The 13,680-nt window shown below is 62.3% G+C and carries 16 protein-coding genes; 2 read left to right on the forward strand and 14 right to left on the reverse strand.

All coding sequences use genetic code 11. The features are described 5' to 3' along the window. Window positions 1-459: 459 nt before the first annotated feature. A complete protein-coding gene (locus tag AC0IXS_RS02005; protein ID WP_191957887.1) occupies window positions 460-3,279 on the forward strand; it encodes an ATP-binding protein in 2,820 nt (939 codons plus the stop codon). A 16-nt stretch (window positions 3,280-3,295) separates the two neighbouring features. Here the strand turns inward: AC0IXS_RS02005 and AC0IXS_RS02010 are convergent, their stop codons facing one another. From AC0IXS_RS02010 to AC0IXS_RS02070, 13 genes are read right to left on the reverse strand one after another with little or no spacing between them, the layout of a single operon-like run. Further along, window positions 3,296-4,342 carry an EscU/YscU/HrcU family type III secretion system export apparatus switch protein gene (locus AC0IXS_RS02010; protein ID WP_449121546.1) on the reverse strand — a complete coding sequence of 349 codons (1,047 nt, stop codon included), beginning with the start codon at window positions 4,340-4,342 and terminating at the stop codon, window positions 3,296-3,298. Beyond that, window positions 4,342-5,157 carry a type III secretion system export apparatus subunit SctT gene (gene sctT / locus AC0IXS_RS02015; protein WP_004886398.1) on the reverse strand — a complete coding sequence of 272 codons (816 nt, stop codon included), beginning with the start codon at window positions 5,155-5,157 and terminating at the stop codon, window positions 4,342-4,344. The genes AC0IXS_RS02010 and sctT overlap by 1 nt, the downstream gene beginning before the upstream one ends. A gap of 6 nt (window positions 5,158-5,163) precedes the next feature. Next, window positions 5,164-5,433 carry an EscS/YscS/HrcS family type III secretion system export apparatus protein gene (locus AC0IXS_RS02020; protein ID WP_025994046.1) on the reverse strand — a complete coding sequence of 90 codons (270 nt, stop codon included), beginning with the start codon at window positions 5,431-5,433 and terminating at the stop codon, window positions 5,164-5,166. 4 nt (window positions 5,434-5,437) lie between these two features. Beyond that, window positions 5,438-6,094, reverse strand: coding sequence for a type III secretion system export apparatus subunit SctR (sctR, locus tag AC0IXS_RS02025; protein ID WP_004886393.1), 657 nt, complete (start codon window positions 6,092-6,094; stop codon window positions 5,438-5,440). Beyond that, window positions 6,091-7,134, reverse strand: coding sequence for a type III secretion system cytoplasmic ring protein SctQ (gene sctQ / locus AC0IXS_RS02030; RefSeq protein WP_471823606.1), 1,044 nt, complete (start codon window positions 7,132-7,134; stop codon window positions 6,091-6,093). The genes sctR and sctQ overlap by 4 nt, the downstream gene beginning before the upstream one ends. Further along, window positions 7,131-7,643 (reverse strand): hypothetical protein, encoded by a 513-nt coding sequence (locus AC0IXS_RS02035; RefSeq protein ID WP_122669352.1) that lies wholly within the window; start codon window positions 7,641-7,643, stop codon window positions 7,131-7,133. The genes sctQ and AC0IXS_RS02035 overlap by 4 nt, the downstream gene beginning before the upstream one ends. Window positions 7,644-7,692: 49 nt before the next feature. Further along, window positions 7,693-9,021, reverse strand: coding sequence for a FliI/YscN family ATPase (locus AC0IXS_RS02040; protein ID WP_025994043.1), 1,329 nt, complete (start codon window positions 9,019-9,021; stop codon window positions 7,693-7,695). Then, a complete protein-coding gene (locus tag AC0IXS_RS02045) occupies window positions 9,014-9,610 on the reverse strand; it encodes a FliH/SctL family protein (protein ID WP_471823608.1) in 597 nt (198 codons plus the stop codon). Before AC0IXS_RS02045 ends, AC0IXS_RS02040 begins: the two co-directional genes overlap by 8 nt. Further along, on the reverse strand, window positions 9,603-10,232 hold the full coding sequence (locus AC0IXS_RS02050) for a type III secretion protein (protein ID WP_122689772.1): 630 nt from the start codon (window positions 10,230-10,232) through the stop codon (window positions 9,603-9,605). The genes AC0IXS_RS02045 and AC0IXS_RS02050 overlap by 8 nt, the downstream gene beginning before the upstream one ends. After that, the gene (sctJ, locus tag AC0IXS_RS02055) at window positions 10,229-11,008 is read right to left on the reverse strand and encodes a type III secretion system inner membrane ring lipoprotein SctJ (RefSeq protein WP_057409656.1); all 780 of its coding nucleotides are present in this window, start codon (window positions 11,006-11,008) and stop codon (window positions 10,229-10,231) included. The genes AC0IXS_RS02050 and sctJ overlap by 4 nt, the downstream gene beginning before the upstream one ends. Before the next feature lie 3 nt (window positions 11,009-11,011). Continuing rightward, complete coding sequence (locus tag AC0IXS_RS02060; RefSeq protein WP_471823610.1) at window positions 11,012-11,446, reverse strand: hypothetical protein; 435 nt, start codon at window positions 11,444-11,446, stop codon at window positions 11,012-11,014. A gap of 9 nt (window positions 11,447-11,455) precedes the next feature. After that, on the reverse strand, window positions 11,456-11,674 hold the full coding sequence (locus tag AC0IXS_RS02065) for a hypothetical protein (protein WP_004886379.1): 219 nt from the start codon (window positions 11,672-11,674) through the stop codon (window positions 11,456-11,458). Between the two features lie 18 nt (window positions 11,675-11,692). Next, entirely contained in the window at window positions 11,693-12,304 is a 612-nt protein-coding gene (locus AC0IXS_RS02070; RefSeq protein ID WP_057409658.1) for a hypothetical protein, read from the reverse strand. 163 nt (window positions 12,305-12,467) lie between these two features. Between AC0IXS_RS02070 and AC0IXS_RS02075 the strand changes: the two genes are divergently transcribed. Then, the gene (locus AC0IXS_RS02075) at window positions 12,468-13,250 is read left to right on the forward strand and encodes a tetratricopeptide repeat protein (protein ID WP_122689771.1); all 783 of its coding nucleotides are present in this window, start codon (window positions 12,468-12,470) and stop codon (window positions 13,248-13,250) included. A gap of 2 nt (window positions 13,251-13,252) precedes the next feature. On the opposite strand, the gene AC0IXS_RS02080 is transcribed toward AC0IXS_RS02075, so the two are convergent. After that, window positions 13,253-13,669 (reverse strand): hypothetical protein, encoded by a 417-nt coding sequence (locus tag AC0IXS_RS02080; RefSeq protein WP_004886375.1) that lies wholly within the window; start codon window positions 13,667-13,669, stop codon window positions 13,253-13,255. Window positions 13,670-13,680 lie beyond the last annotated feature (11 nt).

The raw sequence follows: 13,680 nt of genomic DNA on the forward strand, positions 1-13,680 counted from the left end.
CCTGCAAGAGCGCTGCTTTTGCAGGGTGTTTTTGTTTTACCGTCCACACAGACCGCTCACGGCAACGTCCTGTTGCTCAACGTGAATACTCCGCTCCGCCCTATCCGCTGAACGGTATCGCAAAGAAACCCCGCCGGGTGATCGCCTTGATGTCGGCGCATTTCTTGCTGTGCTATTGGCAAAGCACAGGGTAGGACGTCCTCGAACGGCGACCTGTCAAGCCCTTACGAAACTCTACACAGGAAACCCGTCACGCATGTCCGTATCAATCCCCTGTTTGGCCGAATCATACCCCTTGGTGTAATAAGTAATTGATTCAAATGCTATAAGCTCGGCCGGTCATGACTACGTCAGGGTAGGCAATAAACAACCCGCTCCCAGCGCCGGTGCACAGATCGACACCGTCATGCTCCGCCACGATGCGCAAGCACTGCTGTTACTTCTGATACAGGTCTAACCATGGATTTTGAAGCAAGCGGTACGGCTACACAGATCGATTTCGTAACAGATAAAGGACCCGGTCCCGAGGAAGCCATTCGCTTCGGGGCCTTTGTGTTGCTTCCACGCCAACAGGTCCTGTTCAAACACTCCCAACCTGTGCCCTTGGGCAGTCGCGCCATGTCGTTGCTGGTCGCACTTGCCTCACGTCCCGGCGAACTGCTGGAGAAAGCTGAACTGCTGGCCGTGGCCTGGCCAAAGGCAGTGGTTGAAGAGTGCAACCTTCGCGCTCAAATTGTCGCCCTGCGCAGAGCATTAGGGGACGATGAAGACTTCAGTTGCATCGTGACCGTACCGGGTCGCGGCTATCGGTTCAGCGCGCCTGTGACGGTTCAGATCGCGCCACATGCCGTCGCGCCGCCTCCTGAACCTGTGGCAGCAACACAGGACGCCAAACAGCCTGTACTGGGCCGTGATGATCTGATTCGCCGCCTGACCGATCAGCTTCTGACCCAGCGATTACTGACCCTCACCGGCCCCGGCGGCGTCGGCAAAACCACCGTCGCGCTCGCTCTGGCTGACCGTCTCGCCACACAATCATCATTGGGCAGTGCATTTCTCGACCTGACGCCCGTCAGTGGCGCCCAGTCGGTAAAGGGCATGATCGCCAGTGCGCTCGGCCTTAACGCAGACGATGAGAACCTTCTGCTGGATATTCCGGGGGAGCTGGCAGAGCGCCCGCAGTTGCTGGTACTCGACAACTGCGAACACGTGCTGGAAGAGACCGCCACAGCGGTCGAAGCCTTGCTGGCCAACACCACGCGATGCTGCGTGGTGGTCACCAGCCGTGAGCCGTTAAGGGCAAACGGTGAATGTGTCCACGAACTGGCGTCCCTGCAGGTGCCTGGCGAACACCCGCCATTGACCGCAGCCGAGGCGCTCACGTTTTCCGGCGTGGAATTGTTCATTACCCGAGTCCGGGAGCAAGACCCGGGCTTTGTCTTCCATGATCGCGATACGCAAAGTGTGGCGACCATCTGTCGCAAGCTGGACGGCAACCCGCTGGCAATCGAGTTGGCCGCCGCCCGCGTCCGGACGTTTGGCATTCATGAACTGGTCGGCCTGCTCGATGGCAGCTTCCGCCTGCAGATGACCGGACGCCGCACCGCCCTGCCCCGTCAGCGCTCTTTGAGTGCAGCACTGGACTGGACCTACGGCATGCTCACCGGACACGAGCAGGCGCTGTTGCGACAGCTGTCCATTTTCAATGGCTCGTTCGCACTGGACGGGGTCATGGCGACGGTCAATATCGGTCTGCCCGATGTGCGCATGACCCTGCCGATGCTGGAAAGCCTGCTGGACAAATCATTGCTTGGACGGTTCGATCACAGCCACGGCAAACGCTTTCGGCTGCTGGAAACGACCCGTCTGTACGCCCATGAAAAACTGGTGCAGCTCGATGACCTGGATCGCCTGTCGCGCGCTCATGCCAACTGGGCCCTGAGCCTGCTCGACGAGGCCAGGCTGGACCTGGACCGGTTGTCCCATGACGCCTGGACTCGGCGTTACGCGGTGGAGATCGATACCGTGCGCGCCGCCCTCGCCTGGGCCTTTTCCCCCGAGGGCGACCGGCAGATTGGCGTCGAGCTCACGTTACGCAGCGCTCCGTTGTGGATGAGGCTATCGCTGGTCCATGAATACCAGGACTGGGTCAACCATGGCCTGCCTCGCCATGTGGAGATGGCGCAGATGGACCGGCACCAGCGCATGCGACTGCTGACGGTGTCGGGCAGCATCCTGATGCTTACGTACGGCGCCGGACAGAAAATGCGCGAGATCTGGCAACAGGTCGGCGAGGATGCCGATGCGCTGAACGACACGGAATACCGCCTGCGTGCCCTGTGGGGACAATGGAACGACCATATTTGCAGCAATCGCCACGTCCAGGGCCGACAGATCGCCCTGCAGTTTCTGGCGCTTGGCAAGGATCACCGGATCGCCGATTGCCAGCTTCTGGGCAAACGCATGCGGGCCACCAGCGCGTTCTATATGGGCGACATGAAAACCGCCGGTCAGGCCGCTCATGAAGCCCTGGGTGCACCTCTTTCAGCATCTTCCTATGCCGTGGACATGCATTTCGACCAGCGTATCGCCGCCCAGTCGCTGAGGGCGCAAGTGCAGTTGATGGTGGGCAATATCGGGCAGGCCATGGTGGCGCTGGACACCAACATCAGACAGGCCGTTGCGCTGGGCCACCCCGCCACCCTCTGGTACACGCTGGCGTTCAGCGCCATTCCGGCCACCCTGATCGCAGGCACCCTGCACAAGACCCGACAGTTTCTCGAATTGCTCAAACAGAGCAGCGAACGGCAGCCGCTGCATGTCTGGCGTCAGTTGACCTGCTGCTATGAAAGCATTCTGACCATTCGCGAAGGTGATGCCGCGACAGGTGCGCCACGGCTGGGCGAAGCGCTTCAGCAGCTGCGTCGCCATGTCGAAACACCGCTGCACTCGATGCTCAATACCGAGTACGTGCTGGGCCTCGCCGCGCTGGGGCTGCAACCGCTGGCGCTGGAAACGCTCGACGAACTGGTGGTCAATGCCGTGAAACGCAATGACCGCTGGTACCTCCCCGAGATGATGCGTATCAAAGCGCAACTGATGCTCGACCAACCCCACGCGCATGCTCTGGAAGACGTCCGCACGGTGCTGGCCCAGGCACTGGAAATATCGCGACAGGACGGCACGCATTTCTGGGCATGGCGCATCAACGCCGACCTCAATCGACTGAAGGTCGTCAACGGCACGCCAGCCACTCGATATCGCCCTGCCATGCATTGACAGGAGGCACACCGGGTCAGATCAACCGGTGTGCCACCAGCGCGTCAGCCACCGACTGAAAGGTATTTTCCGGTACCGGATCACCGGCCACGCTGCGTTTGGCAATCTGTTCGGCAAGACCAGCATCCGCCCACACGGCAATGCCCAGCGGTGCAGCCTGCGCCAGCAACTGCACGGACTCTTCAGGCGAACCTCGGCAGACCACCACCGGCACGGGCGTTTCGCCACGCACATAACGCACGCCGACCACCCAGTTACCGCCAATGCCGATCATCAGCGACGCGCGTCCCAGCCCCAGCTTCGTTGCCAGCGCCTGCATCTCGCGCCGCTGGCGCTGACGCTCGCGCTTGATCAATGGATCGCCGTCGACATCCTTGCGTTCGCGCTTCTGTTCACTGCGGCTCATCTTCATGTCACGCCCGAACAGCCAGCGCTGCATCAGGACGTCCACCGCACCCACCAGCAGAAACGCCGCCAGCACGGTGAACACCAGCGGTTTGAGCACCAGGTAAAACGTCGATTCGATGCAGCCGGCACCACAGCGTGAAGACTCCATCAATGCCTGTAGGGCCTGACGTCCGACGATGTAGAACGCCAGCGCCAGCAGCACCACTTTGACCAGCCCCTTGAGAAACTCGATCAGGTTGCGCATGGCGAAAATCCGTTTGAAGCCTTCGCCGGGATGGATGCGCTTGATGTCAGGCTTGACAGGTTCGACCGAAAACACCACGCCGCGCATGGTCACGATATTGGTCAGGATGACCGCCGCGACGGTCACGGCGACCACCGGCAAGGTGATGCCCAGCACGATTTGCTCGGCATGGTCGAGCAGCCTTGGCCAGACGTCGGCAAACGGTTCTATGTAGATGTTCGCTGTCAGGTCGATCAACGCCTCGACCTGAGCGCGGGCCCTGGGCAACAGCACGGCAATGCACAGCGTACACAGGAGAATGACAACGCCGGACACCAGATCCTGACTCTTGGCGACCTGACCCTTCTTGCGTGCGTCACGCAGTTTCTTGTCCGTGGCCGGCTGGCTTTTCTCCTCGCTGGTATCGGCCATTACGGTGCCTCGCTCGCCAGCGCCTTGAGCACCTCGACAGTCCCTCGGAACTGCGCCAACTGGTCAATCATGACCGGGATAAGGAAGCTGATGTACACCACCATCAACACCGCAAAAAACAGGTTCTTGACCGGTAGCGACAAGTCGAAAATATGCAGGCTCGGCGCCATTCGCGACAGATACGCCAGCATCAGATCGGTGATCAGCATTGCCACCAGTAGCGGCGCCACCATCAATACGCCGATGCGCATGACCTGATCCAGGATCGCCAGAATCGACATGAGTGCGGCGCTGCTGAACAACGGAGTGAACTCGGTCACCGGCCATAACTGGTAGCTGTGGTAATAGCCATCGACCATCAGGATGAAGCCGCCTGACATGAAGAACAGCGCAATCAGCATCACCGTGAACAGCGTGGCCATGACACTGGCCTCGCCCTGCCCCAGCGGATCCACCAGTTGCTCCATGGTCGAGCCACGCTGCAGATCGATCAGCTCACCGGCCACTTCCGCAGCCCAGAACGGAATGCCGAACAACAGACCGATGAGCAGCCCGATCAGCAATTCCTTGACCATCAACCCGGCCAGAAAGAACCCGCTGTGTTCGGGCATGGACGTGAACGCGGTGAATACCGGCAGAATCATCGGCACGGATATCGCCACGGCGACGCAGCCACGAATCATCCCGGTCAGCCCGAGGCGATTGAACGCCGGTGTGATGATCACCACGCCCATCGCCCGCGAGGCCGCCAGCGACGCAGAGCTGATCACCGGATAGGCGATCTCGATGAATGCATTGGTCAGTTCGGCATCCATGGCGCGTCAGCGAGTCCACAACGGAAAATTATCGAGCACCTGATTGCCCAGTTCGGCCACCTGCCCGGCCAGCAACGGCCCGACAAACACAATCACCAGCAACACCCCCACGAGCTTGACCACCTGAGGCAGGGTCTGGTCCTGGATCTGGGTCAGCGCCTGCAGCAGCCCCACGCTCAGGCCGACGATGATCGCAACCGCCAGCGCAGGCGCCGAAAGCAGCAGCACCGTCATCAAGGCCTGGTTCATCAGAGAAAGAAAAACATCCTGCCCCATGACGTCAGCCTCCGTAGCTCAGGATCAACCCATGCATCAGCCGCGACCAGCCGCTCAATGCCACGAACAGGAAGATCTTCAGGGGTATCGAAATGAGCGTCGGCGAGACCATCGACATGCCCATCGCCATCAGCACGTTGGAGACCAGCAGATCGACCACCAGAAACGGGATGTACAACAGAAAGCCGATCTCGAAGGCACGGGTCAGCTCGGAACTGACGAACGCGGGGATCAGCACGACCAGATCGTCGTCACGCAGATCGGCTCGCGCTTCGGGTGACCAGATGGTTTCGGTCGCCTGAACGAAAAAACCACGCTCGTTCTCGTTGGCGTATTTCGATAAATGCGCCTGCAAGGGTGGCCGCAGTGCGCTGCCGAGTTCTTCGAGTTGCTGCACATTCTGCAGGCTCAGATCACGCCCTTGAACCTGTCGATACATGTCGCCGATCAAGGGCGTGGTCACGTAGACCGAAAGAATCAGGGCGATGCCGTACAGCACCAGGTTCGGTGGCGTCTGCTGCACGCCCAAGGCGTTACGAATCAGAAACAGCACCACGGATATCTTCATGAAACCGGTCAGTGTCACCACGGCCAGCGGAATCAGGCCAATGGTCGCAACAACCAGAATGATCTCGATGAGGTTCGGCTGATAGCCGTTCATGGCGCATTGAAACCCAGCAGGCGCACGCCCAGGCCATCACCAATGCGCACCAGCTCTCCCCGACCTATGCGTCGTCCGTTCACCATCAGGTCCACCTCGTCCTGACCCGACGAGGCCAGCGGCAGCAGCGTCCCGGGAGCCATAGCGCGCAGTTGCTCAAGCGTCAGTTCGACACTGCCCAACTGACAGACCAGCGTCAGCGGCAGTGCGTCCAGTGAGACATCCAGGTCCGGCATTACGGTAGGTTCATTCATTGCTTCATTCCTGTTGAAATGGGTTACCGCACTCGGGTCGGGGTCGGAACCGCGCCATGGTCCGCACCACTCGAGCGAACGCCCAGAGCGTCGTGCGTGAGCCTGAAGGTGCTGGCCGATGCGCAGACGAACCTGATCGTCAGGCAGCGTGTCGAGCATCACCACGTCGCCCGGCGCGAGACTGCGCAGCTCGTCCACACGCAGCGGCGCATGTCCCGCCTCGGCACTCATCACCAGGCTGAGCGCGGTTAGCGCACCCTGATCAGGCATTGCGTGGCGCTCCAGCAGAGCGGCGACGTGATCAGCTGCGACGCTGTTCATCCGCAGTTCCACGCGCGCTGCCGGGAAGTCTGCGATGTGCACCTCCAGCGTGACACCGAGGCAACGTGCCGTCGGGTCCGCGGCCCAGGGAACCACCTGCAGGGGTTCACCCAGAATGGCTTCAAGGGGTTCGATCCAGCCCAGCCAGGCCTGCTCCAGCAACAACGCCTCGTTCTGGCGGTCAATGGCCGAGCCGGGTTGCCAGGTCATCCCGGACCGCTCAAACAAGGGCTCCGGCACCCTCAACTCGACCAATGTCTGGCCGATCATCAGGGCAACCGACACGCACGGTTGATCGACATCCCTACCGCAGGCCCACTGCACTCGCATCGGCTGACCGCGCAGCACGCCATGCCAGTCGGCCACGCGGCGATGCAGGCGGTTGTGCAGGCTGAGCACATCGGGGTCGAACGACGGCAGATCCGACAGCGCGGCGCCATTGAAGGAGGTTTCGTAAGCCGTCACCGCTCGCCTCCAGCGCCTGTTGCTCTGCCTGCGTCGACGCTCAGGGCGTTATCGCTCGACGAGCCCGACTGCTCGGCTTCGTCGCGCAGCTCACCCAGACGCGTTTCGAGGCTCAGGCGCTGTTCAAGCAGGCTTTGCCATGCCTGGCTCTGTTGTTGACGTTGCCTGTGCTCGATGCGCAGTCGCTCACGGGCCTGCTCCTCGGTTTCAACGTTCAGCACAGCGGCGTTGACCTCGGCCTGCAGCGCCTCACGTTCTTCATCCAGTTGCTTGAGGTGCTCTTGGGCCGCCTGCCAGGCACTCACTGAAATGCCCTCGCTGAACAGACCGTAGGCCTGCTCTGCTTCCTGCGCGCGTCTCTCGCGGTGCAGGCGCAAGGTTTCTCTGGCCTGATCAAGGTGATGTTCAGTTTCACGGCAACGCTCGCGTTGAGTGGCCAGATGAGCAGAGGCACGCTGCTCACGCAGCAGGCGCAGGGCTTGCAGGTTATGCAGATCAGCCGTCTTCATTGGGTTTCTCCGTGACGCTGCCCATTCGGACTTCCGTGGTTGAGTACGCTCATGCCAGTACCTTGCGCATATGCGCCAGGGTCTGTGCGAGGGTGTCGTGTTCAGCGGCAGGCTGGCGCAGGAATGCTTCGATTGCTGCATGACGGGCAATCGCTTCATCCGCCAGCGGATCACTGCCGGCTGCGTATTCACCGACCTGAATCAGCAGTTCTATCGCCTGACGACGAGCGATCAGTTCACGCATTCGCGACGCCAACTGCCTGTGCGCCGCCGAAGCCACCTGCTCCATCAGACGGCTGCGGCTGTGCAGCACATCAATGGCTGGAAAGTGATCACGCTGGGCCAGTTCGGCGCTGAGTACGATGTGGCCGTCGAGAATCGAGCGGGTTTCCTCGGCGACCGGGTCCATCGCCGCGTCACCTTCGGTAAGCACGGTGTACAAGGCGGTGATGCTACCGGTCGGGCCTGGACCGGCTCGCTCCAGCAAGCGGGGCAGCGCCGAGAAAAACGAGGGCGGATAGCCGCGCCGGGTCGGGGGCTCGCCCACTGCCAGGCCGATCTCGCGCTGGGCACGGGCGAAGCGAGTCAGGCTGTCCATCAGCAACAGCACATTGCGCCCCTGATCGCGATGGTATTCAGCCTGAGCGGTCGCCACGTAGGCCGCCCTGACCCGCTCGGCGGCGGGCCGGTCCGAGGTGGCGACAACGGCAACGGTTCGGGCACGCGCGGCCTCGTCCAGTTGCCCCTCGAGCAGTTCGCGCACTTCGCGCCCACGCTCGCCGATCAGGCCGATGACGATCACGTCGGCGTCACTGTTACGAACGATGCTGGCCAGCAACGATGACTTGCCCACGCCTGGCTCACCAAAGATGCCCATGCGTTGCCCGCAGGCGACGGTGAGCAGGCTGTCGATGGCGCGTACACCCAGCGACAGGGGTTCGACGATACGCTGGCGGCTGAACGGGGCCGGTGGCTCGGCGTGCAGCGGGTAGCGCTGCAGACCGAGGGTGGCGGTCAGCGCCGGGCCATCGAGAAACTCACCCATCGGGCTGATTACCCGACCGAGCAAGGCATCACCCACCTGCACACCCATCGCCTGTCCAGTGGCGATGATCCGGGTACGGGTCGACAAGCCCTCCATTGAGCCGATAGGCGAGAGGATCGCATCGTCCTCATCGAAGCCGATCACTTCAGCCGACAGTTCCCGACCATTGCCCGGATCACGCAGCACACACAACTCGCCGATGCGCACCCCGGCCACGCTGGCACGCAGCAGCACACCACGAATGCTGCGCAAGGTGCCGTGCATCGGCCGCGGCTGGGCACGCTGCAGACGCTGGTTCAAGCCACCGATCAATGCGGCCAGGGCTTCACTCATGGCGCTCACCCTCGGCCAGCGGCAACAGCGCGCGTCGCAGGTTGTCCAGTTGCGCATCCAGCCCGAGCTCCACCGAGCCCGCCGGACTGCCCAGCCGTGCCTGACCGGCTTCAAGCTGGTCATCGCCTTCCACATTCAGCGCCTGCGACGACAACGAGCCTTGTGCAATGTGTTGACGCAGACGTTCGACTTCATTGCGGGGCACATACAGCGTCAGCACCTGATCCTGGCGAAACGCCGACAAGGCCTGAGCCGTGCAGCGCACGAGCCGCTCGCGCCCGTCCAGTTCACCCAACACCTGGCGAGCGATGTTCAGCGCCAGTTCGGCGAGCGAGGTCTCAAGACCTGCAAGGTAGCGATCCACCTGGGCGCTGGTTTGCGCCAACAGCGCGGCGGCCTCCTCGGCACCCTGTCGGCGAGCGTGTTCGAAACCTTCTGCACGAGCCTGTTCCAGCCATTGCGCGCTGTCCTCACGCACGCGGCGGGCCTCTTCATGCGCGGCCTCCACAAACGCGTAGCCGTCGATCCATCGCGCGGCGTCGGCAGCCCGCACGATGCGTGTGCCAGGGCGGGTCGGCAACTCATTCATGGTCGTTTCCTTGTGCACGCTTGAGCAGGTGAGCGGCCACGACCTGCACCACCCGGACCTGTCGTTGATCCTCGGGTTGATCCGGCTCAGGACATTCCAGACGCAGCTGCAGCCAGGCCCGCAGGTCCGCAGGCTGGACACCCAGCCAGGTGGCCACGCAGAACGCGCCGTCGCGGTCGATGGCCTGAGTCAGCTCGGCCGGGGGCCGAAGCAGATCAGCCGCACCCGCCAGATGCCGATGCGCCAGCGCGAAGACAAAGGTTTCTTCACCCAGCAATTGTCGGTATTCGCTGACCACCTGACCGCGAATTTCCCGGCTCAGTGTTGCCGCGTGCCAGACCGCACCACACAGGCGCGGCAGACGGGCAAAATCGTTGTCACTCAGCAGCAGGACCGGCAAGTCCTGCTCGGCAGGCAACGCCAATTGCGCCAACGGCTGCAAACCGAAGTGGTGGTTCAACAGGTTTTCAAGACGCGAAGCAAAGCGTGGCGATTCGCGCAGGCTCGCAAGGTCGGCAGGCGCGAGGTCGTGCACCAGGCAGTCACTGACACAACGCTCGCGGACAAAGGCCAACGGCTGTTCAGTCAGCGTTTGCCAACGCCCCGTCAACCCGGCACTCATGGCGCATCACTCAGGACATAAGCCCCTTCAGCCTTTTGCCGCTTCCAGAGCTGACGGCCCAGAATCGCGGCCAGCCCCAGGGCGATCAGCAGCAGCGTGCCGAACAGCCATCTGGCCCGAGGCACGTCGTCTTCAAGCATCCATAACCCGAGAAAGCTACCGAGTTGCGGCCCGGCGGCGGCGTTGGCCGGCAGCACCGCCTTGATCGCAGTCACGGAAACCCCGTCGTAACCCAGCCCGGAAATGCCATTGGCGACCAGGGTCTTGATCTGCGGAATCAACACATTGATGTCGGTTTTCGGATCGAAACGCACCAGCACCGAAGCCGACGACGGCGAGATCACCCGCTTGAGCAGATCGTTGTCGGGCAACACCACATGCACTCGCGCAGACAGGATGCCGTCGATCTGCGAAACGGTGTGCGACAGTTCCTCGCTCAGCGCGTAGACCATCTGCGCACGCTCCTGAACGGGTGAGGACACCAGGCCATTGCCCTTGAACACCTCACCCATGTTGGAAAAACTCTGCCCGGGCAGACCGGCGTCATCCAGCACCGCCATGGCCTGTGCGAAGCGCTTCTCGTCCACCATGACCTTCAACTGGCCGTTGTCCTGAACCTTGCGCGAAGCCGGAATGCCATCGCGCAGCAGCACGGCGAGCATGGCATTGGCCTCGCGCTCGCCCAGGTTGGTGTAGAGATCGACGTCACAGGCCTGCAACAGGCTGGCAAGCGCGGACACGATCAGCAGGCGCAGGACACGACGGCATCTGGGCATGATTCATTGACCTTTGAGAAGGGTATTGGCGGAACCGGATATCTGCGTAGCCCCGCGCACCACCATCTGGGTTTCGATGGAGTAGTCGAACATCCGGCCCAGCGACTGCACGATGCGATCGACCTGCGGACCGCCTGTCTTGCTCACATCCTGAGCAGCGCTTGCTTCGGATGGTGGCGCGTGACCGGTGGACGACGGTGCACTGCCATGGGTCATCGCGTCGGCGCGTTCGGAGAACTGCCGTGAGCGGTCGATGAATCCGTCCAGACGCTCCATGAGGTTGCTGCCGATCTGGTGCGGGCTCGCGCCCTGCGGCATCCCCTTGGCGCTTTCGGCCATGTGTTCGAAAAGGTTCTGCGAGGCCTGCATGCCCCCGCCTCCTCCCGGCGACGGCAAGGCAGCCGCCGCCGCCGGTGATGCAGCCAGATTGACGGTCATGGTCGATCCTTATTCAGAGTCATCATCGGACTGCGCTTCGTTCAGCATTTCCTGAGCGCGCGGCATGATGATGAATTGCCCGCCGATGGTGACGGCCTGGGTGATCAGCGCATCGTTGAACTCAGCGTCGCTGGACGCCTGTGTGGCATTGTCGACGGCTGCGTTGAAACGCGACTCCTGACTGGAAGGGTTGATATCGGTCGTGCTGTCTACCGGATTCACGGACATGAGTGATGCTCCTTTGGGTTATTGACGGTCAGTGGTGACCTGAGTGACGACACCGCCACGGAATACCCGCACACCGCGCTCACGCACCACAGGTGCAGCCTCGGCGACAGGTTGACGATCAAGGTGTTGCTGGATCTGCGCCAGGTACGCAGGCGGACCGGACACAAACAGGCTGTCGTGATCGGGGCTGGCACGACTGGACATCGGCTGGCCGGATACCTCCAGTTGCGCCAGGTAGTGCTGCAGTTCATCCAGCTTCGGCCCCGGCAGGTCGAACACCCGGGTGCCGACTTCATCCGATTGGGCGATGTGCAGCACATTGCCGTCGAAATACCAGCTCAGCTGATTGGCGTCGCACAGCCGGGACAGAAACTCACCCGCACTGGCGCCGCGCACGGTGCCCCGCGCCGCGCCGCGCACCTTGTCGGAGAACACCACGATCAGGTCCAGGTTCTGGCCGAATTCGGTCAGGGCGCCGCGAATATCCTGATCCACCAACACGTAGGCGTAAGGTTTGGAAAACCAGTCCGGCTCGTGTTCGGGCGCGGCGTTCAGCACGCCGGAAAACCCGGCCAGCGCCAGCACCATGAGGCTGCGTGCTACGACATGCTCAAGCCTGAAGAGCGCCATGGCGACCTCCATCCTGCGTCATGTTCGCAGGGAACAAAGCGGGCTGAATCAGGCTCAGAAAACGGTCGCAATTGCGCGCCGAGTCGATAAGATGGCGCTCGCCTGCAACAGCCCTCGGCGGTTGATTCGCCTCGCCCGATCCACTTTCACAAGAGCCTTGTCCATGCCCCCTCGTTCCGTGTCCACGCTGTTGCTGCTCGGCTGTCTGACCCTGACGGCCTGTGCCACACAACCCCGCAGCGATGCCAGCTACGAGCGGTTCATGCAATTGGCGGCGGACCTGGAAAAGCGCGGCGACCCGACCACGGCGGCATCGTTCTACCAGCGCGCCACGCAGCAGCCCGAGGCCGGTGTCGAGTCGTGGCTCAAGCTCGGTGATGCCCTGCTCGCCAGTAACGATACCCGGGGTGCAGAGCGGGCTTTTCAACGTGCGCTGGAACTCAAGGCCAACGGCCCTGATGCCTTGCTGGGTCTGGGCACGGCACAGTTGCGTCAAGGCAAGCTGGAGCGCGCCGTCACCGCTTTGACCCAGGCGGCGGACGCGTCGCAACAGCCGACGGCCTGGAACCGGCTGGGCATCGCGCACATCCTGCTGGGTCAGGCCAAACCGGCCCAGACTGCGTTCAACACCAGCCTGCGCCTTGCCCCGAACGATCTGGACACCCGCTGCAACCTGGCGCTGGCCTACGCGCTGGGCGACGACAGTCAGAAGGCGTTGCAGACCATCGAAACGGTCAGCCAGTCGCCATTGGCGCAGCCCAGGCATCAGCGCAACGAATTGCTGGTCATGGTCCTGGCCGGGCGAGAGAAGGACCTCAAGGGCATGAGCTTCGAGGACATTCCGAAGGCCGAGCGCAGCAAGTTGATCACCGAGGCGCGCCGCATCAAGGCGATCAAGGATCCTGCAGCGCAGGCCCAGGCTCTGGGGCTTGTCGACGGCCGCTGAGTTCATCGAGCCTCCCGGGTGTCGGTACTGGCCTGCTGCTCGGCCTGACGGCGACGCAGCTCTTCACGGTCATAACCGTCGATGTACACCTGCGCGGCACGGCCGACCGGCGCCGCCATGGTCGGCCCGGTGTCACGCCCGCGCAGCACGTCCGCACGCTGCTCGACCATCTGCAACAGAATCAGATTGCTGGCGCAGCCAGGCGGCAGCAACGCCTGAAAGTCTTCACCGACATCGATGTCATCCTGCGCCGCAGGCTGGGCACACGCCTGAGGCACCAGTTCGATACGGCCGTCCGCGCGGGTGATTGCGGTGTAATCCGGCGAATAACTGACCGGGTCAAGGTGCGTCTTGCAGCCGCCCAGCAGGCAGAGAAACAGACAAGCAAAGGGAACGGGCAACGCTGGATTAAAGTTCATGGCCTGCTCCT

The organism is Pseudomonas sp. AC016, assembly GCF_979253365.1.

Excerpts from the sequence above, each read along its gene's own strand:
- AC0IXS_RS02005 (WP_191957887.1), top strand. The coding sequence starts at position 460 with ATGGATTTTGAAGCAAGCGGTACGGCTACACAGATCGATTTCGTAACA.
- AC0IXS_RS02010 (WP_449121546.1), bottom strand. The coding sequence starts at position 4,342 with ATGGCCGATACCAGCGAGGAGAAAAGCCAGCCGGCCACGGACAAGAAA.
- sctT (WP_004886398.1), bottom strand. The coding sequence starts at position 5,157 with ATGGATGCCGAACTGACCAATGCATTCATCGAGATCGCCTATCCGGTG.
- AC0IXS_RS02020 (WP_025994046.1), bottom strand. The coding sequence starts at position 5,433 with ATGGGGCAGGATGTTTTTCTTTCTCTGATGAACCAGGCCTTGATGACG.
- sctR (WP_004886393.1), bottom strand. The coding sequence starts at position 6,094 with ATGAACGGCTATCAGCCGAACCTCATCGAGATCATTCTGGTTGTTGCG.
- AC0IXS_RS02035 (WP_122669352.1), bottom strand. The coding sequence starts at position 7,643 with ATGAAGACGGCTGATCTGCATAACCTGCAAGCCCTGCGCCTGCTGCGT.
- AC0IXS_RS02040 (WP_025994043.1), bottom strand. The coding sequence starts at position 9,021 with ATGAGTGAAGCCCTGGCCGCATTGATCGGTGGCTTGAACCAGCGTCTG.
- AC0IXS_RS02045 (WP_471823608.1), bottom strand. The coding sequence starts at position 9,610 with ATGAATGAGTTGCCGACCCGCCCTGGCACACGCATCGTGCGGGCTGCC.
- AC0IXS_RS02050 (WP_122689772.1), bottom strand. The coding sequence starts at position 10,232 with ATGAGTGCCGGGTTGACGGGGCGTTGGCAAACGCTGACTGAACAGCCG.
- sctJ (WP_057409656.1), bottom strand. The coding sequence starts at position 11,008 with ATGCCCAGATGCCGTCGTGTCCTGCGCCTGCTGATCGTGTCCGCGCTT.
- AC0IXS_RS02060 (WP_471823610.1), bottom strand. The coding sequence starts at position 11,446 with ATGACCGTCAATCTGGCTGCATCACCGGCGGCGGCGGCTGCCTTGCCG.
- AC0IXS_RS02065 (WP_004886379.1), bottom strand. The coding sequence starts at position 11,674 with ATGTCCGTGAATCCGGTAGACAGCACGACCGATATCAACCCTTCCAGT.
- AC0IXS_RS02070 (WP_057409658.1), bottom strand. The coding sequence starts at position 12,304 with ATGGCGCTCTTCAGGCTTGAGCATGTCGTAGCACGCAGCCTCATGGTG.
- AC0IXS_RS02075 (WP_122689771.1), top strand. The coding sequence starts at position 12,468 with ATGCCCCCTCGTTCCGTGTCCACGCTGTTGCTGCTCGGCTGTCTGACC.
- AC0IXS_RS02080 (WP_004886375.1), bottom strand. The coding sequence starts at position 13,669 with ATGAACTTTAATCCAGCGTTGCCCGTTCCCTTTGCTTGTCTGTTTCTC.